The sequence below is a fragment of the Bradyrhizobium sp. S3.2.6 genome (assembly GCF_040546885.1).
Taxonomy (GTDB): Bacteria; Pseudomonadota; Alphaproteobacteria; order Rhizobiales; family Xanthobacteraceae; genus Bradyrhizobium; species Bradyrhizobium cytisi.
The window spans coordinates 226,168-247,504 of record NZ_JBEPOS010000007.1 but is presented as its reverse complement, the minus strand read 5'-3'; the positions used below and the strand labels follow the sequence as shown (position 1 = coordinate 247,504).

24 protein-coding genes and 1 pseudogene are annotated in these 21,337 nt (G+C 63.9%); 10 read left to right on the top strand and 15 right to left on the bottom strand.

Annotation, left to right across the window (positions count from 1 at the left end; all coding sequences use genetic code 11):
* Positions 1-270 precede the first annotated feature (270 nt).
* From ABID58_RS16400 to ABID58_RS16385, 4 genes are all read right to left on the bottom strand, one after another.
* Positions 271-783 (bottom strand): hypothetical protein, encoded by a 513-nt coding sequence (locus tag ABID58_RS16400; protein WP_148752890.1) that lies wholly within the window; start codon positions 781-783, stop codon positions 271-273.
* A 109-nt stretch (positions 784-892) separates the two neighbouring features.
* Entirely contained in the window at positions 893-1,318 is a 426-nt protein-coding gene (locus ABID58_RS16395) for a VOC family protein (protein ID WP_148752889.1), read from the bottom strand.
* Positions 1,319-1,426: 108 nt separating this feature from the next.
* The gene (locus ABID58_RS16390) at positions 1,427-1,909 is read right to left on the bottom strand and encodes a DUF5680 domain-containing protein (RefSeq protein ID WP_354033379.1); all 483 of its coding nucleotides are present in this window, start codon (positions 1,907-1,909) and stop codon (positions 1,427-1,429) included.
* A gap of 3 nt (positions 1,910-1,912) precedes the next feature.
* Complete coding sequence (locus tag ABID58_RS16385; RefSeq protein WP_354033378.1) at positions 1,913-3,064, bottom strand: zinc-binding dehydrogenase; 1,152 nt, start codon at positions 3,062-3,064, stop codon at positions 1,913-1,915.
* Positions 3,065-3,221: 157 nt separating this feature from the next.
* On the opposite strand from ABID58_RS16385, the gene ABID58_RS16380 reads away from it, so the two are divergent.
* Together ABID58_RS16380 and ABID58_RS16375 are read left to right on the top strand one after the other, a co-directional pair.
* On the top strand, positions 3,222-4,388 hold the full coding sequence (locus tag ABID58_RS16380) for an MFS transporter (protein WP_354033377.1): 1,167 nt from the start codon (positions 3,222-3,224) through the stop codon (positions 4,386-4,388).
* Positions 4,389-4,457: 69 nt separating this feature from the next.
* A complete protein-coding gene (locus ABID58_RS16375; RefSeq protein WP_354033376.1) occupies positions 4,458-5,069 on the top strand; it encodes a PilZ domain-containing protein in 612 nt (203 codons plus the stop codon).
* On the opposite strand, the gene ABID58_RS16370 is transcribed toward ABID58_RS16375, so the two are convergent.
* A complete protein-coding gene (locus ABID58_RS16370; protein ID WP_354033375.1) occupies positions 5,056-5,244 on the bottom strand; it encodes a hypothetical protein in 189 nt (62 codons plus the stop codon). The genes ABID58_RS16375 and ABID58_RS16370 overlap by 14 nt on opposite strands.
* Before the next feature lie 155 nt (positions 5,245-5,399).
* On the opposite strand from ABID58_RS16370, the gene ABID58_RS16365 reads away from it, so the two are divergent.
* The gene (locus ABID58_RS16365) at positions 5,400-6,026 is read left to right on the top strand and encodes a transglutaminase-like cysteine peptidase (protein ID WP_354033374.1); all 627 of its coding nucleotides are present in this window, start codon (positions 5,400-5,402) and stop codon (positions 6,024-6,026) included.
* Positions 6,027-6,143: 117 nt separating this feature from the next.
* Here the strand turns inward: ABID58_RS16365 and ABID58_RS16360 are convergent, their stop codons facing one another.
* From ABID58_RS16360 to glsA, 4 genes are all read right to left on the bottom strand, one after another.
* The gene (locus tag ABID58_RS16360) at positions 6,144-7,481 is read right to left on the bottom strand and encodes a metal-dependent hydrolase family protein (RefSeq protein ID WP_354033373.1); all 1,338 of its coding nucleotides are present in this window, start codon (positions 7,479-7,481) and stop codon (positions 6,144-6,146) included.
* Between the two features lie 25 nt (positions 7,482-7,506).
* The gene (locus ABID58_RS16355; protein WP_354033372.1) at positions 7,507-8,070 is read right to left on the bottom strand and encodes an HdeD family acid-resistance protein; all 564 of its coding nucleotides are present in this window, start codon (positions 8,068-8,070) and stop codon (positions 7,507-7,509) included.
* A 363-nt stretch (positions 8,071-8,433) separates the two neighbouring features.
* Complete coding sequence (locus ABID58_RS16350; protein WP_354033371.1) at positions 8,434-10,074, bottom strand: MFS transporter; 1,641 nt, start codon at positions 10,072-10,074, stop codon at positions 8,434-8,436.
* Positions 10,075-10,141: 67 nt separating this feature from the next.
* Positions 10,142-11,140: a glutaminase A gene (gene glsA, locus ABID58_RS16345; protein ID WP_354033370.1), complete on the bottom strand. Its 999-nt coding sequence runs from the start codon at positions 11,138-11,140 to the stop codon at positions 10,142-10,144.
* 386 nt (positions 11,141-11,526) lie between these two features.
* Here glsA and ABID58_RS16340 point away from each other — a divergent pair, with 386 nt between their 5' ends.
* Entirely contained in the window at positions 11,527-11,736 is a 210-nt protein-coding gene (locus ABID58_RS16340; RefSeq protein ID WP_187435026.1) for a hypothetical protein, read from the top strand.
* A gap of 18 nt (positions 11,737-11,754) precedes the next feature.
* On the opposite strand, the gene ABID58_RS16335 is transcribed toward ABID58_RS16340, so the two are convergent.
* The gene (locus ABID58_RS16335) at positions 11,755-12,462 is read right to left on the bottom strand and encodes a GntR family transcriptional regulator (protein WP_354033395.1); all 708 of its coding nucleotides are present in this window, start codon (positions 12,460-12,462) and stop codon (positions 11,755-11,757) included.
* A gap of 268 nt (positions 12,463-12,730) precedes the next feature.
* On the opposite strand from ABID58_RS16335, the gene ABID58_RS16330 reads away from it, so the two are divergent.
* From ABID58_RS16330 to ABID58_RS16305, 6 genes are all read left to right on the top strand, one after another.
* Positions 12,731-13,717 (top strand): ABC transporter ATP-binding protein, encoded by a 987-nt coding sequence (locus ABID58_RS16330; protein WP_354033369.1) that lies wholly within the window; start codon positions 12,731-12,733, stop codon positions 13,715-13,717.
* A gap of 43 nt (positions 13,718-13,760) precedes the next feature.
* Positions 13,761-15,050: an ABC transporter substrate-binding protein gene (locus tag ABID58_RS16325; protein ID WP_354033368.1), complete on the top strand. Its 1,290-nt coding sequence runs from the start codon at positions 13,761-13,763 to the stop codon at positions 15,048-15,050.
* Positions 15,050-16,009 (top strand): ABC transporter permease, encoded by a 960-nt coding sequence (locus tag ABID58_RS16320; RefSeq protein WP_354033394.1) that lies wholly within the window; start codon positions 15,050-15,052, stop codon positions 16,007-16,009. The genes ABID58_RS16325 and ABID58_RS16320 overlap by 1 nt, the downstream gene beginning before the upstream one ends.
* Before the next feature lie 3 nt (positions 16,010-16,012).
* Positions 16,013-16,891 carry an ABC transporter permease gene (locus ABID58_RS16315; RefSeq protein WP_354033367.1) on the top strand — a complete coding sequence of 293 codons (879 nt, stop codon included), beginning with the start codon at positions 16,013-16,015 and terminating at the stop codon, positions 16,889-16,891.
* A gap of 5 nt (positions 16,892-16,896) precedes the next feature.
* Entirely contained in the window at positions 16,897-17,628 is a 732-nt protein-coding gene (locus tag ABID58_RS16310; protein ID WP_354033366.1) for an aspartate/glutamate racemase family protein, read from the top strand.
* Positions 17,629-17,928: 300 nt separating this feature from the next.
* Positions 17,929-18,420, top strand: coding sequence for a hypothetical protein (locus ABID58_RS16305; RefSeq protein ID WP_354033365.1), 492 nt, complete (start codon positions 17,929-17,931; stop codon positions 18,418-18,420).
* 231 nt (positions 18,421-18,651) lie between these two features.
* Here ABID58_RS16305 and ABID58_RS16300 read toward each other — a convergent pair whose 3' ends face one another.
* From ABID58_RS16300 to ABID58_RS16280, 5 genes and pseudogenes are all read right to left on the bottom strand, one after another.
* Complete coding sequence (locus ABID58_RS16300; protein ID WP_354033364.1) at positions 18,652-18,993, bottom strand: hypothetical protein; 342 nt, start codon at positions 18,991-18,993, stop codon at positions 18,652-18,654.
* Positions 18,994-19,096: 103 nt separating this feature from the next.
* On the bottom strand, positions 19,097-19,405 hold the full coding sequence (locus ABID58_RS16295) for a hypothetical protein (RefSeq protein WP_354033363.1): 309 nt from the start codon (positions 19,403-19,405) through the stop codon (positions 19,097-19,099).
* Positions 19,406-19,586: 181 nt separating this feature from the next.
* On the bottom strand, positions 19,587-20,480 hold the full coding sequence (locus ABID58_RS16290) for a PAS-domain containing protein (protein ID WP_354033362.1): 894 nt from the start codon (positions 20,478-20,480) through the stop codon (positions 19,587-19,589).
* Between the two features lie 31 nt (positions 20,481-20,511).
* A pseudogene (locus tag ABID58_RS16285) lies at positions 20,512-20,580 on the bottom strand (hypothetical protein); the annotation flags it as partial.
* Positions 20,581-20,729: 149 nt separating this feature from the next.
* Complete coding sequence (locus ABID58_RS16280) at positions 20,730-21,260, bottom strand: gamma carbonic anhydrase family protein (RefSeq protein WP_354033361.1); 531 nt, start codon at positions 21,258-21,260, stop codon at positions 20,730-20,732.
* Positions 21,261-21,337: the final 77 nt, after the last annotated feature.

Genomic DNA, 21,337 nt, shown 5'->3' with positions numbered 1-21,337 from the left:
GACGCTGCAGTCACTGCAGAAGGCCCGGTCACACCCACGATGATTTTGATTTGGACGCTCTTTACGCCAGAAGCAGCCAAATCACCATGGCTTTGATGCATGGCCTTGGCGACAGGGTGAACAAGGCCGGGATGCTCAGCCCCGGCGCTTTTGGCGCGCTTTTGGGCTGGAACGGCGGACTTTTGCGGCCATCTCGCCAAAATTGTACACCGGACACCGGCGACAAGGCCACCGCCGCAGCGCGCAAGCTCGCATAGAGAGGGTGCGGTTCTAGTCCCTTGACGTCACGAGCCTGCTGAAGCTGCCCGCGAGCCTTGTTCTGAGCCGCACGACATAGTCTTTCGCGGCGCGGCTCAAGGCGCGGATGGCGCGCCAGGCTTCGGTGGCCTGCAGCCATGTCTTCATCTCGGTGAACTTCCCGTACACCCAGGCGAATGCCGGAATCCGCATCAGCTTGTCACGGGTGAGGTGGAACAGGCGCTCGACCAGCACGAGCTTGAGCAGCTCGCAACCGACAAATGCCGACACACCGCTGAGAAACTGACCGGTCGCGACAAGGTATGCGGCCACCGGCTTGATCGGCTCCAGGATGATAACAGGCACGGAAAACAGCGCGAGCGACGGATAAGGCGGCAGCGATTTGATCCAGGCACGCAGCCGCTTGAATTCGAAATGCCGCGCCAGCCAGCCCGAGATCGGCCGCGCCACGGCCATGAACACCGCATCCACCAGGAAGTAGATGGCAGCCAGGATGTAGGTGACGGGTTTCAGGATTCGCTTCACGATAACTCTCCCGTCAATTGAAAGCCGGAACCTTGGCCTTAGTTTCACCGTGACGTGAATAAGTCGCGGATTCCCTGAGGAACTTTTTGGGCATTCGGTCCCGTCCATCTCAGATCTCGGCATAAATCTCCAGAAGATTGCCGTCGGGATCCCGGAAGAACAGCGTCCGGTGCCCGAACGGCTGGTTCGTCGGTGGCGACAGCAGCGCCACGCCCTGCCGCACGAGCTCGTCAGCGCACGCATCGACCTCGGCTGCGGAGACCCTGAAGGCCAGTTGCAGCGAGGCGCTGCCCGTCGGCGTCGGCGGATCAGCCGCGGTCCGGCTTGGTCGCGCCAATGCGAGCGTGTTGCTACCGAGGCCGTACTCGATCCAGTTCGGCGACAACTCGCGCAGCAGGGACAAGGCGAGCACGCCCTCATAGAAGCGCCGCATCGCCGCCATGTCGCGCACGAAGATGACGGTGTAGTCGATCGCGCGGATGGCGCTGAAGGGCGAGCGGGTGCGGCTTGGTTCGTTGGTTGGTTCGTTGCTCATCGTAGCCATTCCAAACTCCGGCTCGTAGCCCGTATGGAGCGAAGCGGAATGCGGGTCCGGCGGCCCCGGATTACGCTGCGCTCCATCGAGCCAGAAGGTTCGCCAGATCTATCGTAACAAACCGCCACTATACCGCAGCTCGTAGAGCGATGCGCCATCATGCCGTGCAATCGTCTCGATGCCGTGGAAGCGATCGAGCCCGCCTTCGACCTTGTTGCGATAGATCATGTCCGCCCGCTCGAACAGGCGCGGTCCCCGAAAGGGCTCTTCGACGCTCACGCCCAACAGCGCCCCGCGCAGGAACTTGTAGATTGCGACAAAGGTGTCTCGATCCGCGATCTCCGCGCGGGCGCCGCCGCTATAGCTCATCGACCAGATGACGCGATCGTCCCGCGACACCGTCTCCTGCCCGGCGAAAAATCCCATCCCGAAATATATATCGCGATAGGCATAAGGCGGCGCGCGGTGCTCGAGCTGTTTTGAGCCGGCGAGCAGCGGCATGGCCACGGTCGCGTCGTCATCGAGGCCCGCATAGGTGCGCCGCTTGGCCTCGACCAGGAATGCCGCGAGATCGTGGGGGATGGACCGCATGGCCTATTCCACCAATTCCGGCCAAGGCACGATGGTCGACTTCACTGTCTTCATCGCCATCGCGTCCTTCACGGCCTGCGCGACCCCCGCTTCCGTGAACGGATAGATCGTCTGCATCTTCAGCCAGGGATATTTGTCGCGGGTGCGGTAGAGCATGTCGACGCCGAGCGGCAGGTCATTGCCGGTGAAGCCCCAGGATCCCAGCACGTTGAGGTCCTTGGTGCAGATGCGGTGCCAGGAGGTCTCGATCGAGCCGGCATCGGTGAACTGGCCCATCTCGACATAGGTGCCGCCGTCACGCAGCATCTCGATGCCTTCGGGACCGGCGGTCGGATGGCCCGAGCAATCCATCACCAGATCGGCGCCGAAGCCACCGACGATCTCGCGCACGCGCGCGATACGATCTTGCGGCGATTTGATCTCCTCGATGTTCACGGTCGCTTCCGCGCCGAACTCGCGCGCGAGCTTGAGGCGCGGCTCTTCGGGCGCGCCGAGGCAGATGACGCGCCCTGCCCCCATCTCCCTGGCGGCCGCGACCGCCAAAATGCCGATCGGGCCCGAGCCCTGGATCACCACCGTATCGCCCCAGCTGAAGCCGCCGGCGCGGGTCGCACGGTTGAACGCGCGGATGCAGGAGGTCAGCGGCTCGGACAATGCGCCCAGCCGCAGCGACATATCGTCGGGCAGCTTGTAGATCTTGGTGCCCGGCAGCATGTCGAGATCGATATAGACGTATTCGGCCCAGCCGCCCCACATGTGCGGCACCTTGTCGAAGCCGAGATAGCGGCCGTAATAGACCGGCGTCAGGCATTTGTTGGCGATCTGCGGATAATGGACGCAATAATAGCAGCGGCCGCAGGGCATCAGCGGCGGGATCATCACCTTCGATCCGACCTTGAGCGGCTTGCTCATGAAATCCTCGGTGAATTCATCGCCGCATTCGACGATGACGCCGCCAATCTCATGGCCGAGCGTGAACGGCCAGGGCAGCGGCTTCGGCCAATGGCCTTTCAGGATATGCAAATCGGTGCCGCAGACGCCGCACGCGCCGATCTTGATCAGCGCACCCTTGCGGCCGACCTTCGGCCACGGCACGGTTTTGATCACGGGCTCTGAGCCCGGTCCGGCGTGGGTGCAGATGCGGATCTGGTCCATGCTGTCTCCTCGCCGCCCGTTCGTTGTGTTTGTTTGGTGCGGGCGTGAGGTGAAGCGTATGTGAGATGCGCGGTGGCGCCAAGGTGCGGGCTAGCAGCCCGTTGACTCTCGTCCCTCCCCACCGCACGCTCGAAAAGCAGGTTGGGGAGATCAGGCATTGCGCAATCGCTGGGGCATTCTTGCGATCCTGTTCGTCGTTCGCCTCACCATCGCGTTCCAGTTCCAGAGCGTGGCGGCGGTCGCACCGCTGCTGGAAAAGACCTTCGGCGTCGGGCTCGCCGATATCGGCCTCCTGATCGGGCTCTATTTCACCCCGGGCGTGGTGCTGGCGCTGCCGGGCGGCGCGATCGGCCGGACGCTCGGCGACAAGCCGACGACGATCGTGGCCCTGCTGCTGATGACGGCCGGTAGCCTCGTGATGGCAACCACCGACATCTGGGGCCTGCAGATGGCGGGCCGGCTCGTCTGCGGCGCCGGCGGCGTGCTGCTGACGGTGCAACTCACCAAGATGGGCACCGACTGGTTCGCGGGTAAGGAGATCGCGACCGCGATGGCGATCTTCGTCAACTCCTGGCCGGCGGGCGTTGCGATCTCGCTGCTGGTGCTGCCGGCGATCGGCACCGCCTATGGCGCGGGCGCCGTATTCGCAGCGACTGGTGCGCTGAGCGCGATCGGCATCGTCCTGATCACGCTTTACCAGCCGCCGCCGGGCGCAACAGTCACCGCGGCCGGCTCAGGCCGGCTCGATCTGCTCGCACTGCTGGCGGTGATCGTCGCGGGCATGATCTGGGGCCTCTATAATGTCGGCTTCGCCATGATCTTCTCGTTCGGCCCCTCCTTGCTCGCCGAGCGCGGCTGGAGCATCGCGGGGGCCGGCTCGGCGATCAGCGTCGTGATGTGGCTATCGGTGGTTTCGGTGCCGGCGGGCGGGTACCTTGCCGATCGCTTCAAGCGGCCCTTTATATTGGCGATTGCGGCAAGCCTCGTCGTGGCCGCCCTGCTGGCCTGGCTGAGCCGATCGGATGCCGTCATCACCATCCTCGTCCTGATCGGCCTGATCGGCGGCCATCCGGCCGGCCCGATCATGAGTCTCGCCGCCCGCGTGCTCGTCCCGGAGACCAGGGCGATCGGCATGGGCGTGTTTTACACCCTCTTCTACGGCGCGATGATGCTGGGGCCGGCGGTGGCGGGGTGGCTGGCCAAATCGGTGGGGACGGCGGCGGTCGCGCTCGACCTCGGCGCACTGGCGGTATTGGCATGCCCGCCCTTGATGTGGGTTTTTGAACGCATTGTTTCGGTGCGTCATCGCCGCGCCAAATCATAACGCGGCATTAACCCTGTGCACCTTAGGGTCGTCCCGGACTCCGCCCGGGCGGGGGGTCGGGTAGTGAAAATGGCGTTGGCGAACAAAAAATTTCTTCCGGCCGCCGAGGAACGTCGGCGTTTCCAACGGGTGAAGGTTCACCTGCTCGGCCGTTACATGCTGCCGGATCGCCGTGAATTTCCCTGCCAGGTGATCAACATGTCGCCCGGCGGGCTTGCGCTGCTCGCGCCCGGCATCGGCAATGTCGGCGACCGCGTGGTCGCCTATCTCGACCATATCGGCCGGGTCGAGGGCAAGATCACCCGGATCATCGACAACGGCTTCGCAATGACGGTCGGCGCGACGCCGCGCAAGCGCGACAAGCTCGCGGCCCAGCTGACCTGGCTCGCCAACCGCGACATCCTCAACCTGCCGGAGGACCGCCGCCACGACCGCATCGTGCCGCGCAACCCCATCGCGGTGCTGACGCTCGAGGACGGCACCAAGATGACTTGCCGCATCATCGACCTGTCGCTGTCCGGCGCCGCCATTGCCGCGGAAAACCGCCCGCCACTGAAATCGACGGTTCTGCTCGGCCGGGTCCAGGGCCGCGTGGTCCGAAACCTCGAAGATGGCTTCGCGCTGGAGTTCTTGCACTCGCAGCCGATCGAGACACTCGAAGAGAGCGTTACCGCGCAGTAAAGCGAAAGCGCGCCAAAACCCCTGATTTCTGGGCCTCAAAGGCGGCTTCCGCGATGCGGATGCCGCCTTTTTCGCGTCCGGTTGCGGCCTCACGCCGGTTAACGCGCAGCTTGTTCGCGCACTGAAACTGCAGTTCCGCCAGCGTTTCCGCGTTAATCCCTACAATTTGAATCAATTCCAGTATTCTCCAATTTTACTCGAATTTTATTCAAGTATAGATCGAAATCTCCGCGTCTTTTACTTGTATTCGTCTCGACTTGACTTGGTTGACTTAGCGGCAACTCAAAAGCTCCATGCGAAATGTGGTCCCAACAAGAAACGGGGGCCGCAATGTTGGACTTCAGAGGACAGGGGAAGAGAGTGGCGATCGCCGCCATGCTCTTCGGGATCAGCGCGGCGGCGCAGGCCGGTGAAAGCCGTCTGCTCTACGCGAGTCACGGCGACACCACGCGTGCGCCGATCGGCTGGGTCGAGTTTTGTGCAGAGAATACCGCTCAGTGTCAGGGCGGGCCGACGCAGCCGCGCGACATCGTGATGTCGCAGACCGCGTGGCGCGACCTGACCAAGGTCAATCGCTGGGTCAACGAGACTATCAAGCCTTTGACCGACCAGGACCACTGGGGCGTGATCGAGAAGTGGTCGCTGCCGACCGACGGTTACGGCGACTGTGAAGACTACGTGCTGTTGAAGCGCAAGATGCTGATCGATGCCGGATGGCCGCGCGAGGCCCTGCTCATCACCGTCGTGCGCGACAAGAAGGGCGAAGGACACGCGGTGCTGACGGTGAAGACCGACAAGGGCGAGTTCGTTCTCGACAATCAGAACGAGAGCGTCGTTGCCTGGACCGAGACCGGCTACCGCTTCGTCAAGCGCCAGTCGCAGGCCGATCCCAATGTCTGGGTGTCGCTCGGCGATACCAAGCCGGCGGTCTCCACCGCCAGCGCAAGAGATCAGTAGAGATAAGCGAAGGAGTTACGCGACCCGGTCACATCCCCACCCCTCCCCGTCCCAGACCGGTTCGCGCGCGGCCAGGCTTCCCCCAAAGCCTGGCCGCAACTTTTTTGGGGGCAGCTTTCAGCGCGGCAGGATGTTCTTGTAGACTTTGCCGCCCTTCATGATCACCACAAAATTCTTCGCGGGATCCTCGACAAGGGCGATGTTGTCGAGCGGATTGCCGTCGACCAGGAGAAGATCGGCGAACGCGCCCTCCTCGACCACGCCGAGCTTGCCGGGATAGGGATTGCGCGGGCCCGACAGGCTCAACAGCTCGGCATTGGTCGACGTTGCCATCGTGAGCGCTTCGGCCGGCGTGTACCAGCGCGTCAGCGCGGCGAGCATTGAGCCCTGTCTCTCCGCCATCGCCTGCGAGAACAGGACGTCGGTGCCGAAGGCGGTCTTGAGGTGATACTTCTTTGCCAGCGCATAGACGCGGTCGGTGCCGGCAACCACCTGCCGCATCTTGTCCTGTTCCGAAGGCCCGAGCGCGGCGGCCGCGGACATATCCAGGAACGGCTGCGTGCTGAGCCAGATCCCCTTCTCCGCCATCAGCTTCGCGCTCGCCTCGTCCATGAGGTGACCGTGCTCGATGCATCTCACGCCGGCGGCGATCGAGCGCTGGATCGCGACCGGCGTATAGGCGTGCGTGGCGACGTAGGTGCCCCAATTGTCGGCGGCCTCGACGGCGGCGCGCAGCTCGGGCTCGGTGAAGGTCGAGACATCCAACGGACTGAAGGGCGAAGCGACGCCGCCGCCCGCGGTGAGCTTGACCTGCGAGGCGCCCTGCATGAGCTGCTCGCGCGCGCGCACGCGCACTTCGTCCGGGCTGTCGGCGACCAGGCTGCCGCCGATCAGCTCCATGCGGCTGAGCATGCCGCCGATCGTTCGCGGCAAATCGGTGAGCTGGCGGAAATCGCCATGACCGCCGGTGATGGTGATGATGGCGCCGGACGGATAGATGCGCGGGCCGGCGACGAGATCTTCGTCGATGGCCCGCTTGAGGCCGAAGCTCGGCCCGCCCATGTCGCGTATGGTGGTGAAGCCGCGCATCAGCGTGGCCGTCGCCTCACTGGCGGCGAGCAGATTGTTGTAGCCGACATCGCCGAGGGCCGCCATCGGCGTCGGCCTGACCAGCATCGCGTGCCAATGCGCATCGATCAGTCCAGGCATCAGCACCCGGCCGCCGCCGTCGATCATCTGGCCAGTGGCCGCGATGTCCGCGGTCGATATCTTCTCGATCTTGCCACCCCTGACGAGGACATTGGATGCGGCCGAGAGCGTCGCATGGTTGCCGTCGAATATCTTGACGTTGCGGAACAAGACGGCAGAATCCTGCTGGGCCGGCGCGGGCGATGCGCTGCAGACAATCATTGCGAGCAGCACCGCGAGGCCGGCCCGCGCACTCAATCCCGACATGTTCAGTCTCCGCGCTGGGGGGCCGCTATGTGGCCGCTGCGACAGGCCGCCAGGCAAAGGTCAGCCAGCCGATGCCGTGCGACAACAGATCGATGCCGAGCAGCATGCCCAGCACCCAGAGCCCGGTCATCGGAAAGCCGGTCAGGATGACAAGGCCGGCGAGCACGCCGAACAGGCCGGAGGCCAGCATGACGCCGCCGCCCTGCTGCCAGCGGCCGATGCCGATCAGCATGCGGACGATTCCGGAGACGAGGAGCGCGACGCCAAGCGCGTAGGTCAGCAGCAGCGCGCCGGTCAGCGGCTGGCTGATGAGAACGATGCCGAAGGCGATGTAGAGAACGCCAAGCACCACCTGCCAGACAAAGCCGCCCCAGCCCTTGGTCCAGAACGCGTGGAAGATCTCGAAGGCGCCGGTGGCGATCGCCATCCAGCCGATGAACAGCGCGCTGATCACGGTGAAGAAGGCAACGTCGCCCAGCACCATCAGCCCCGTGAACACCATGAAAAGACCCAGCAGCACGCAGACCCAGCGGGATGGCTGTGGCAGCCCGGTCGCGCCCATCGGCGCGCTGTGATCGTAAGTCGTCATGACATCCTCCCTCGGTTAATGCCAACGCCAGCCGCAATGACGGCGACCACGATGCCACCAGCACACCCAACGCCGGCGCCGCCGGTGCCATGACGGCGGTCGCGGCGGCGGCCGATGAGGTGGGCGGTGCACCGGAGGCCGTGGCCGGGTCGATTGCGCATAAACCCGTCCCGCGGGTTCGCGTCTGGTCGAAGCTGGTTGATCGAGTGGCGACGCGTCCACCAAGGCGGCGGCGTCCTGCGGCCACAGGCTCACGCCTGCACCTGCGACGATCACGCCTCCGAACATGAGGCGCAGCGCGTCGCGGCGATCCATCTCATTCATGGGGGTCTCCTTCGCGAAATCCCCTGCCCGGTTTCGAACTCACGTCTTCGCTGTGGTCTCATCGCTCGGAATCTCGCCCGGCAGATAGTTCGGCAGCCGTCCCGCCGGGATGATCGCGATCAGCGCGAGGCCCGCCATGATCAAGAGTCCGATCTTCAGCGCCCGCAGCCGAGCCTCGGTGTTGACGCGGACGGCTTCCGCGACTTGCTCCGGCGTGCCGCTGGTGCGCTCGAGCACGCTACGCAGGCGATCGTTGCTGACGAAGGTGATGTTGCCGAGGCCGACCTGCGCCTGCAGCTCCGGCGTCAGCACCGGGCTCGCCGTGATCTTGCCCAGCGCAATGGTGCTGAGCAGGCCGACCAGCAGCGCACCGGCCACCGCCGTGCCGAGCGCTGCAGCCAGATTTTGCGTGGTGCCGCGCAACGAGCCGACGTCACCGGCGAGCGCCTTCGGCGATGCCGTCACCAGAACGTTGAACAGCAGCGTCACCAGCGAGCCCTGGCCGATGCCGAACAGCACCAGCCCGAACAGCACTGGGACCTCACTCCAGTCGTTGCGCACGACGAAAGCGAGCCAGACCAGCGCGATGGTGCAGAGTGCAAAGCCGGAGCGGCCGATCTGTCGCGGCGTCAGCCGCTCATAGACATTCACGATCAGCATCGCCGAGAAGAAGACCGTGAGATTGAACGGCATCATCGCGATCGCGGTCGCGATCGGCGAACGTCCCTGCACGATCTGGATATAGAGCGGCACGGTGAAGTTCAGGGCGGCCTCCAGCGCCACCACCGCGAACAAGGCGAACACCGCGCAGCGCTCTTCCGGCGAGTCGATCACCTCGAGGGCAAGGAGCGGCGTCTTACCCGCGGCCTGGCGCCGGTGCGTCCAGAGCAGAAACCCCTGACCCAGCACGATTCCGAGCACGATCATGATTGGCGCGGGCGACAGGCCAAGCAGATCGAATGGCGCATTCGCCGTCGCAACCGCGAGGCCCCAGCCGTTCAGATTATTGAAGCCGAAACTGATGAGGATGATTGCGCTTGCGGCAAGCGCGACGCCAATCAGGTCGATCTGCACGTCCGGCCGGCCACGATCGGGCTTCAGACGAAAGCTCATCAGGAAGACGATCGCCGAGGCGGCGATCAGGATGCCAAACGCCGGCCGCCAGCCGATATAGGTCCCGAGCACGCCGCCGATCACGAAAGCCAGAACACCGGCCGCCGCGCGCGCCGAGCCGAGCACGCCGAGTGCGGTGGCCTGCTGACGGCCGGCATAGTTCTCGGCAATCAGCGCGACGAGCGAGGGCACAATGACCGAGCCGGACGCACCGCAGAGCGCCTGCGCCGAAATCATGACCGTGGCCGTCGGGCTGAACGTCATCATGAGCTGCGAGATGAAGAAGAGAACGACTGCGCCGCGGAACACCTGCAAGGCGCCAAAGCGCTGAGCGAGCTTGGCACCGAGCATCACGAAGCCCGCCACCAGCATTGAATACGCCACGATCCCGGTCGCGACCGTGGTCGGCGCCACGCCGAAGCTCGTGACCATGCCGCCCATCGCCACCGGCAGCGAGGCCACGTTGAACGACATGATCATCTGGCCGAGCGCGATCGAAATCATGGGAATCCATGACACGCGCTCTTCCCCGTGAATGCCGCCGATCGAGATTGTCTGCGTGGCCATGACGTCCTCCCGCTTGATGGGGGTTACGATCGATCAGGCCAACGGCCCGCCGATCGTTTTTGCGCATTCATTGCTCCGGTTGCGATACGAACAGATCCATCCCCAGCCGCTGCGACAGAAATTTTGCCGCGAGTTGTCCCCGCACGCTGTTGCCGGCGGCATCGAGCGGCGGGGCGAAGGTGCCGAAACCTCCCTTGCCCGGCGACACCGCCACGATGCCGCCGCCGATTCCACTCTTGCCGGGCAGGCCGATGTCGTAGAGCCAGTCGCCTGACGTCTCATACAGTCCAGCGGTGATCATGACGGCGAGCGCGTAATGGCAGACCGAGGCATCGACGACACGCTTCTTGGTGACTGGGTTGACGCCGCCATCGGCCAAGGTCGCACCCATCACGGCAAGATCGCGGGCGCTCACATTGAGCGAGCACTGCCGCGTATAGAGATCAGTCGCTTCCTTCGCGTCGCAATAGATGCGGTCGTAGCTCTCCAGCAGCCGCGCGATGCTGCGGTTGCGGAAATTAGTCTGCGACGCTGACGCATAGACTTCCTCGTTGAGCAGCAGTTCGCGGCCAGCGAAGCGCGACAGCCCGTCATGGATGAATGTCCATCGCGCCGCAGCAGTGGCGCCCGGCGCAAGACTGGTGGCCGCAATCGCGCCGGCATTGACCATCGGATTGGTGCGGCCGCTACCCTGTTCGATCGCGGCGAGCGAATTGAATGGAAGCCCGGTCGCGTTGGCTCCGAGCTTGGCGCGCGCTTCCTCGGGCCCGATGGTCTCGCAGACCAACGCAAACAAGAACGGCTTTGACACGCTCATGATGGAGAATTCGTAGTCGAGGTCTCCGGCGCCATAGACATGGCCGCTGGTGCCGACGACGCAGACGCCGAACAGCTCGCTCGGCACCCGGGCAAGCGCCGGATAGACCTGCGAATTCTCGCCATCGCGATTTGATTTGAAGCGTCGCTGCGCCTCATTCACCAGCGACTGCACAGCCTCCGGACTTGGCAGATGGCCGGTCGAAACGTATGCCGGCTCCCGCTCATCGATGACTGAATGCGACGCCATCGCACCACTCCGCAGAACGGATCCAACTCATGTCGGCTCGGTTCTAGAACTCAACGCGCATCAACCAATAGATGCCGATGATCCTGTCGAGTCAATTTACAACCACAGGGAGATTCTGCAAGTCAGCCATACGAGTCGATGAGAGATACATTGGTCGTGGCAGCAGAACATTTCTACTCCTCTACTCCGCAAAATGCGTAAGCGCGGCTGCCTCACTTGCATCGAACTCTAGTCAAAAGGCGGACATCGGATTCGGCCCGCGATCAACGCAAGATTGCAACCCTCATTAACAGGAGTACGATCCGGTGCGGCCTGCGCAACAAGAGATCATGGGGCGAGAGACAAACTTTGCAAGCAGGCCGCGACATCAAGTGGCGAGGCGTAATATGGTGGCACAAACAAGTGACGGACACGTCCTGCTCATCAAGAAACTCGGCGGGCTCTTCGCAATCATCATCGGATGCCTGCTGACCGCGGTCGGCGTAACCTTTGAATCCAGCGGCACGACTCTCGTCGGTGTCCTGCTGCTGGTCATCGGTGCTGTTTTGCTGGTGCTGAAGATCGTCAGGCGCAACCAAGGATCTTCGCTGCCCTAGCCGAGCGGTGCGATTCGCTTACGCGCCCAACACGTCGGCGAGCCGCAGCTCGTCAGCGGCGGGATCCTTCAGGAACAGCTCGGCCTCGATCTCGTTCAGATGCGACAGCATCTGCGCACGCGCAGTCTGGTTGTCGCGCTTGCGGATCGCGGTGACGATCCCGGCGTGATGATCGGTGCCGCAGGCGGGCGTGTCGTGACGGCGATAGAGTAGGATGATCAGCGAGGAGCGCGCGATCAGCTCCTTCAGGAAACCGAGATAGATGCTGTGGCCGCTCATCTCGGCGATGAGCCGGTGAAATTCGCCGGAGAGGCGGACTGAGGCGCGCGCGTCGCCACGCTGCTCGGCCTCGCGCTCTTCAGCCAGATGTTGCTGAAGGCGATTGATCCATGCTGGCGAGACGGCATCGACAGCATGATCGACGATGGTGGGCTCGATCAGGCGGCGCGCCTCGAACACCTCGCGGGCGTCCGCCGGCGTCGGGCGCGCGACGAAGGCACCGCGGTTCTTCTCGATGTTGACGATGCCCTCATGCGCGAGCTGCTGCAGCGCGGTGCGGACCAGCGTGCGGCTCGCGCCATAGATCTCGCCGATCTCGTCCTCGCCGAGCTTGGTGCCCGGCAGCAGCCGATGCTCGAGGATGGCCGCAGTCACGCCCTCCCTGATCCGGCTGACGCGATCGCTCGCGTCGGGCACATCGGATTTCGGGCGGGATTTGGCGGCCATCAGTTCGAAGGGCTGGTTTGAGGGCTCGGTCGACGACATCAGGTGTCGAATGGTAATCGACGAGCTGTATCCAATCACAGGCGAAACTTTATACAATCTTCGCCCATTTCGTGTGCACATCCCTGCCCGGCCCGTGCGCCGCACAACCGTGCCGGATTCGGTCTAACAATCTGACTCCGCTGCACAGTTTTAAAATTCGACCAAATTTGCACTGTTGGCACGGACCTTGCGGAGAGAGGCGGAACATCGCCCCTCTCGCGGACACGCCATGGCCACTCCCGCCGCTCTCGAACTGGTCGCCGTCACCAAGCGCTACGACACGACGCTGGCGGTCGACACCGTCAATCTGAAGATTCCGGCCGGCACCTATTGCTGCCTGCTCGGCCCCTCCGGTTGCGGCAAAACCTCGACCTTGCGCATGATCGCAGGCCACGAGGCGGTCAGCGAGGGCGACATCATCCTGGGCCCGCAGAACGTCACCGACCTCGAGCCTGCCAAGCGCGGCACGGCGATGATGTTCCAGTCCTACGCGCTGTTTCCGCACCTGAGCGTGCTCGACAATGTTGCGTTTGCCCTGAAAATGCGCGGCGTCGATCGTGCGACGCGGCATAAGCGGGCCGGCGAATTGCTGGAGCTGGTGGCGATGAGTCCCTATGCAGGCCGCCTGCCCGCCCAGCTCTCCGGCGGCCAGCAGCAGCGCGTTGCGCTCGCCCGCGCGCTGATTACCGAGCCGCAGATCCTCCTGCTCGACGAGCCGCTGTCGGCGCTCGATCCATTCCTGCGGGTGAGGATGCGCGGCGAGTTGAAGCGGTTGCAGCGCGAGCTCGGCATCAGCTTCATCCAGGTCACCCACGGCCAGGAAGAGGCGATGGCGCTCGCCGACCACATCGTGGTGATGAACCAGGGCAAGATCGAGCAGCAGGGCACGGCCCGCGACATCTTCCACCATCCCCGCACCGAATTCGTGGCCCGCTTCATCGGCGGTCACAACGTCCTCAGCGACGCCGGCAAACTCATCGCCGTGCGCGCCGATCAGCTCGGCATCAAGCCGGTCACTGACGGTGCGTTTGGCGCACCGGCGCTGCTGACCCAGACCGAGTATCAGGGCTCCTATGTCGCCGTCTCGCTCACGCTCGACGACGGCACCGCCCTGTTCTCCCACGTTCCCGAAGCCACATTCGACGTCCATCCGTTTCGTCCAGGCGATCGCGTGCTGGTCACCTGGGATCCCGTCAAGGCGCAACGCCTGCAATAGCGCCGTCATCATAGAAAATGCGCAACACAGAGGAGTGACTGGAATGACCGAGACCACCAGAAAGACCGGCGTCAGCCGCCGCACGCTACTCAAGAGCACCGCAGGTCTCGCCGGCCTTGCCGCCGGCTCCGGCGCCATCACCGGCTTCCCCTACGTGATGTCGGCCGAGCCGAAGGTGCTGCGTTATCTCGGCACCGCCGTGAACGAGGGCGACGACATCTCCAAGCAGTGCCTGAAAGACACCGGCATCAAGATCGAATACATCACCGCGACCACCGACGACGTCACCAAGCGCGTGATGACCCAGCCGAATTCCTTCGACGTGCTGGACACCGAATATTTCTCGCTGAAGAAGCTGGTACCGTCGGGCAACATCCTTGCCCTCGACTCCAAGAAGATCAAGGAGTTCGACAACATCACGCCGGTCTTCACCAAGGGCGAGACCCCCGGCGGCAAGAAGATCGGCAGCCAGGGCACCGCGCCCTGGAAGGTGCTCTATCTCGAGGGCAAGGACTCCAAGACCTTCTCCAAGACGGCGACCGAATTCGTCACGCTGATCCCGACCGTCTACAACGCCGACACGCTCGGCATCCGTCCCGACATCATCAAGCGCCCGATCAGCTCCTGGGCTGAACTGCTCAACCCCGAGTTCAAGGGCAAGGCCTCGATCCTCAACATCCCCTCGATCGGCATCATGGATGCCGCGATGGTCGTGGAAGCCACCGGCAAGTACAAATATGCCGACAAGGGCAACATGACCAAGGAAGAGATCGATCTCACCATGAAGGTGATGACCGAGGCCAAGAAGGCCGGCCAGTTCCGCGCGTTCTGGAAGGACTTCAACGAGAGCGTCAACCTGATGGCCTCAGGTGAGACCGTCATCCAGTCGATGTGGTCGCCGGCGGTGACGAAGGTGCGCTCGATGGGCATCGCCTGCACCTTCCAGCCGCTCAAGGAAGGCTATCGCTCCTGGGCCTCGGGCTTCTGCGTCTCGAAGGGCGTCTCGGGTCCGAAGCTCGACTGGGCCTATGAGTTCGTCAACTGGTTCCTGTCCGGCTACGCCGGCGCATACCTCAACCGCCAGGGCTACTACTCGGCCGTGCTCTCGACCGCGAAGGCGAACATGGAGCCCTACGAGTGGGCTTACTGGATGGAAGGCAAGCCGGCCGAAAAGGACATCAAGGCGCCCGACGGCTCGCTGCTGGAGAAGGCAGGCGCGGTGCGTGACGGCGGCTCCTACGAGGACCGTATGGGCGGCGTCGCGTGCTGGAATGCCGTGATGGACGAGAACGACTACATGGTCCGCAAGTGGAACGAGTTCATCGCCGCGTGATGGATACGTCGGAAGACATCCTGCAACAGCCATCCCCGGGCCTCGTCCGGGGATCGGAGACGGCGCGCCCTGCGAAAGCGGCGCGCCTGTCGCCCTCCTTCATCTCCTGGCTTCAGGCCGGGCCGATGATGCTGGTGTTTCTCGCCTTCTTCCTGATCCCGCTCGTCTTCGTCGTCATCGTCTCGTTCTGGGATTACAACGAATATCAATTGCTGCCGACTTTTTCGGGCCGCGGCTACACCGACACGTTCGAAGGCTGCATCGCGCAGCTCCCCGATCTCTGCACGATCGGGCGAACTTATGTGAAGACCCTGAAGCTCTGCGTCATGGTCTGGGCGATCACGCTCTTCATCGGCTTCTGGGTCGCTTACTTCCTCGCCTTCCATGTCAAGTCAAAGACCTGGCAGATGGGCTTGTCGCTGCTTTGCACGATCCCGTTCTGGACCTCCAACGTGATCCGCATGATCGCCTGGATCCCGCTGCTCGGTCGCAACGGCCTGGTGAACTCGGGCCTGGTCAAGAGCGGGCTGATCAACCAGCCGCTCGAATGGCTGCTGTTCTCCGAATTCTCCGTGGTGCTGGCGCTGGTGCACCTTTTCACCTTCTTCATGGTGGTGCCGATCTTCAATTCGATGGTGCGCATCGACAAGTCGCTGATCGAGGCAGCCTATGACGCCGGCGCCACCGGCTTCCAGACGCTGGTCAACGTCATCATTCCCCTGGCCAAGCCCGGCATCGTGATCGGCTCGATCTTCGTGATCACCATCGTGATGGGCGACTTCATCACCATCGGCGTGATGGGCGGCCAGCAGATTGCCTCTGCCGGCAAGATCATCGAGACGCGGGTGAACGCGCTGCAATTCCCGGCCGCGGCCGCCAATGCCGTCATCCTGCTCGTCATCACCTTCCTGATCATCACCATGATGTCGCGCATCGTCGACATCAAGAAGGAGCTGTAGGCGATGAAGGAAGGACGCCCGCGCTCTTTCTACGTGCTCGCGATCTTCTTCGCGGCCTATGTGCTGTTTCTCTATGGCCCGATGATCGCGATCTACGTGCTGTCGTTCCAGGGACCGCAAGGCGGCCTCACCTTCCCGATGAACGGCGTATCGACCTACTGGCTGGCAAAGCTGTTCCAGGGCACCGGCATCGTCGATCTCGGCGCAGCCTTCCGCCGCTCGCTGCTGCTTGGCGTCATCGTGATGGCAGTCACCGTCGTGCTGTCGGTCGCTGCCGGCATGGCCTTCCGCCGGAAGTTCAAAGCGCAAAGCATCCTGTTCTACTCGGCGATTGCGAGCCTTATCGTTCCCTCGATCATCACCTCGCTCGGGATCTCGCTCGAATTCCGCATCATCGACGATTTGATCAAGGCACACTGGAACGAGAATTTCGAGACCTCGATGGGCCTGCTCACCTCCGGACTCGGCGCGCATCTGACCTGGACGCTGCCGTTCGGCCTCCTGATCATGTTTGCGATCTTCAACCGCTTTGATCCCCGGCTCGAGGAAGCCGCGCGCGATCTCGGTGCGACGCCGTGGCAGGCCTTCCGCCATGTCGTGCTGCCGATCATCCTGCCTTCGGTGATCGGCATCGGCCTGTTCGGCTTCACTCTGTCCTGGGACGAGCTCGCGCGCTCCAGCCAGGCGATCGGCGCGGTGAATACATTGCCGCTTGATCTCCAGGGCCTCACCACGACCGTGACGAACCCGGACATCTATGCGCTCGGCACCATCATCTCCGCGGTGTCCTTCGCGGTGATCACGCTTGCGCTCGGCACCATCCACATGCTCAACAAGCGGCAGGCGGCCAAGGGCTCGGACGCCGGCAAAGGGCTTGTCTAACTGCGATGCGACTGCACGTCGTCAATCCCAACACCACCGCGTCGATGACGGCGAAGATCGCCGCGGCGGCGCGCGCGATCGCGCGGCCCGGCACTGTGATTGACGCACGCCAGCCCGCGATGGGGCCGGTCTCGATCGAAGGATTTTACGACGAGGCCTTCGCCGCCCCCGGCATGCTCGGCTGCATCCGTGACGCAGACCGCGACGGCGCGAACGCCCACATCATTGCGTGCTTCGACGACACCGGCCTCGACGCCGCTCGCGCTGTGGCGAAGGCGCCGGTGATCGGTATCGGCGAAGCCGGCTTTCACGTCGCGAGCCTGATCGCGGCGCGCTTTGCGGTGGTGACGACGCTCGGTGTCTCCATCGTGCCGATCGAGCATAATTTGCGGAGGTACGGCCTCGCCGAGCGCTGCGTCCGCGTGCGCGCCGCCGAAGTCCCTGTGCTCGCGCTCGAGGAGCGCAACGCAGACGCCCTTGGCAAAATCTCCGCGGAAATCGCGGCCGCGATTCGCGACGACCGCGCCGAGGCCATCGTGTTGGGGTGCGCCGGCATGGCCGATCTTGCCGCCGAGCTCTCCGCCACCCACGGCCTGCCGGTGGTCGACGGCGTTGCGGCGGCGGTGACGCTGGCCGAGGGACTGGTGCGGCTTGGGCTGACGACGTCCCGACTCGGCCCCTACGCGGCGCCGCGTTCGAAGACCTATTCAGGCCAGTTTGCGACGTTTCAGCCGTAAGCCCTCCGGTCGACGATGAGTCCGCCCGCCTCCGCGGCACCTTCGCATCACGATAGACTGTACCGTGATACTCTCCGCTCAACCCGAATTCGGCCCGACAGGGACTTCTTTTGGGCGTGCCGCCCTCGCCCGCCAGAGCCGTCGCCTTGGGTCAATTGCGCTTTTTCCACCGGCGGCCACCTTTTCGTCCCATTTGTTGCTGAACTGTAACGCTTTCGGGACGTCCCGGCCGCCTCGTTCTGCGTTCGCGTGCTGCCGCTCTTCGCCACTCACCAAGTTTCAATTTGGGTTTTGTCAGCGATGATCGATCTCGCAGAGGACACACGGTCCAATCCCCTCCTCCGTCTCGGTGCCCAGCCGATCGCGCTGACGGCTGCAGCGCTGCTGCTGCTGATCGCCGGCGTCACCTCGATCGCGATCTGGCGCGCCTATACCGGCGCAGCGCCCGAGACCGACCGGGTGGTCGCATCGCGGCAGCTTCAGGCGCGCACGGCGCAGGCCTCCGAGCAGCTCGTCGAGAAGACCAAGGGGCTGGAGGCGACCCAGCAGGAATCGATCGACCAGCTCCAGGTCGTGCAAGACCAGCTTTTGACCATGAGGCGGCTGCTCGCCTCGCAGCAGGCCGACACCAAGCGTCTGTCGGAGCAGGTCGCCAATTTGAACGAATCCATCGACGGTCTGCGACAATCCTTTGCCAGCGTCCGCTCCACCGAGGGCGACACGCCCTCGGTTACCCCGAGGAAACCCGCGCGCCACCGCCATGCCAGCGCCCACAAACGCTCACGCGGCTGATTGGATCCCGCGCCACCACCTTTTATTTTTGCCACTTGTGAAATGGATCACACTCGTCCGTATGATTCCGCGCGATGCTTGCCCATACCGGATGGCGTGAGCCGATTTTAATATCCGGGGCTGGCAAGGTCGTTGACGGTATATTGCGTCAACGGCCTTGTTTTTTACTGCTGCTTTTTTACTGCTGCGGTATCTAGGTGCCTCGGCCGCGCACCCGCGCTAGTCGCAGCCCTATTCACAGACCTGAACGCGGCGGACGCGCCAGCCCGATTGCGTCATCACGCGCTGCCGCGCGAGGTAGCACTGCGCGCCATAACCGCCATCGTCATAGCCGGCGCCGGAATCGTAATAATAGGGGCCGCCATAGCCGTAGCCATAGGCGCCATAATAGCCGGCGCCCGCGATGCCGGCGCCGATCGCGACACCGGGCCAGAAGCCGCCGCCGTGCCAGCCGTGGCCCCAGCCGCCACCGCCGCCCCAATGGCCGCCGCCACCTCCTCGCGCCTGCGCCTGGGGCGTTGCGAGACCGACTGCCGCGATGGCCAGTGCGACCACGATCATCTTGCGTAGCATGAACTCAACCTCCGCGTGGAAACGCTCCACATTCCAAAGAGAGGCCAAGCTAATGTCACTCGATCATCGATGATAGGCGCGGCGGCTCACTTCCGCGCGAGCGTCAGCAGCCGCGGCAGATGCTCTTCATCTTCTTGTCGAGCTGCCGGTTCTCGGCGTTCACCGTAGCATCTGCACTCGCATTCGCACCCGAAGCCGCACCGGTGGTGACACCGGGCGCCCTGTTCGCGCCGGAGGATTGCGCCGTGCCCAGGCTGTTGGTACCAGGCGGCGGCGCCGGCGCATTGGCGACGCCGGACGTTGATCCGGTCGAGCCGCCCGTAGTTTGCGCGAACGAAATCGCCGGCGTCGCGGCGAGAGCGAAGATCACGATCATCGTCTTGATGTAAGCGCTTGCGGACGATCTGCCCATCCGAAATTCTCCTTGCCCTATTTGCCCTATCAACCGCTGCGGCAAAGACAGGTTCCGGAGCAAATCCCGTCACATCCGCTTGAAACAGGGAGGCAGCCACGATCATGCGCAAACTGATCGCGCTCGACGAGGACACGTTCGACAAGCTGAAGCAATTGGGGCGCGACAGGATGGCGACGTTTTATGCGGCGGCCACCATCTTCTCGGTGCGGTCCTCGACCATCGTCACGAACATGTGGGATTCCTCGCCGGCGCCTCCGATCTGGACCCGGCGGGCCGAGATCACGCGGCGTCCGCGCGTGGGATTGTCGATGGTGTCGATGATCGGTTCGAGCTGCTGCTTCTGCGCGAGAAGCTGCTGGTCGCGCCGCTCGATCAGCTCGGCCGCCTCGGCGGAGAACAATTCCCGCGCGGTCTTGCCGATGATCTCGCCGCGCGACATGCCGATCATCTTCTCGGCCGCCTTGTTGACGAAGACGTAGCGCTGGTTGCGTGCATCCTTGGCGATGATGCCCTCGGTCACGTTCTCGATGATGGTGGCGAGAAAGCGCTCCATGCGTTCGAGAATGCGCTCACGCTGGCGCTGTTCGGTGACGTCCTCCTGCACCGACACCCAGCCGCCGCCATCCATCGGGCGCTCGTAGATCTTGATGGTGCGGCCGTCGTTCAGGCTGATCTCATTGGCCGCAGGCTCGCGCTTGGCGATGCGCTCGCGAACGGCCGCGACGTATTTTGCGACGTCGCCGCTGAACAACCCGCTCTTGACCCGGTGCTGGAGGATTTCCTCCAGCGTCGATCCGGCCTGCATGGTCTCGGGCAGGTTGTAGATCCGCCGGTAATTGGCGTTCATGGCGACCACGGCCGCCTTGCGGTCGAGCATGATCAGGCCCTGCGGCATGCTGTCGATCGCTGCCGAGAGCTGCCACTTTTTGGCCTGGTACTTGTCGTTGAACCGGTCGCGCTCGGTCATCGCGGCATCGCGGGCCTGCGCGGTGCCGAGCTCCTCGAGCTCGAAGACACGCGCCACCGCGTCGCGGAAGTTCTGCACGGCGCGCAAGATGTCCGATCTCGTCATGACGGCGCAGATGCGGCACTTCGCTCTTGACGTCTCCGCCCGCGATCCGGTCGGTCGCCTGCGTGATCTCGGCCAGCGCGCCGACCACCGAGCTCCGCATCACGACGACATTGAGGCCGGCGAGAATGAGCGCGACGAGACCGAGCATGAAACAGATAGGCACTGCAGCGCTAGCGGGGGCTTAAAATTCCAGGCGGTAATTTTACTGTTCGGGAACCGCGGTGATGCGCGCCCGGCAGAGGGCCGGCGTCAGCCGATCCGCTTCAGGCCGTTCTTGAAGCGCGGACCGTTGGCGACGTAGAACCGCGCGGCGCTTCCCATCTTCTGCACCTGGGCATCGTCGAGCGTGCGGATCGCGCGCGCGGGCGAGCCGATGATCAGCGAGCGTTCGGGAAACTCCTTGCCCTCGGTGATGACGGAGCCGGCGCCGACGATGCTGTTGCGGCCGATCCTCGCGCCGTTCATCACGATCGAGCCCATGCCGATCAGCGCGCCCTCTTCGATGGTGCAGCCGTGCAGGATGACGTTGTGGCCGACGGTGCAGTTCTTGCCGATCACCAGGGGAAAGCCGAGATCGGTGTGGCAGGTCGAGCCGTCCTGCACGTTGGCGCCCTCGCCGATCTCGATCCATTCATTGTCGCCGCGCAGCACCGCGCCGAACCAGACGCTCGCGCCCGGCTTCAGGCGCACGCGGCCGATCACGGTCGCAGTCTCCGCGATGAAGTAATTGCCGTCAGAGGGAAGATCGGGCGCCTGCCCGTCGAGCTCGTAGATCGCCATGGAGGTCTCCTGTCGCGTCAAACCCAGCCATAGCGAAACGACGGCGCGGAGGCAAAGGGCTGCCGCGCCACGCAGCC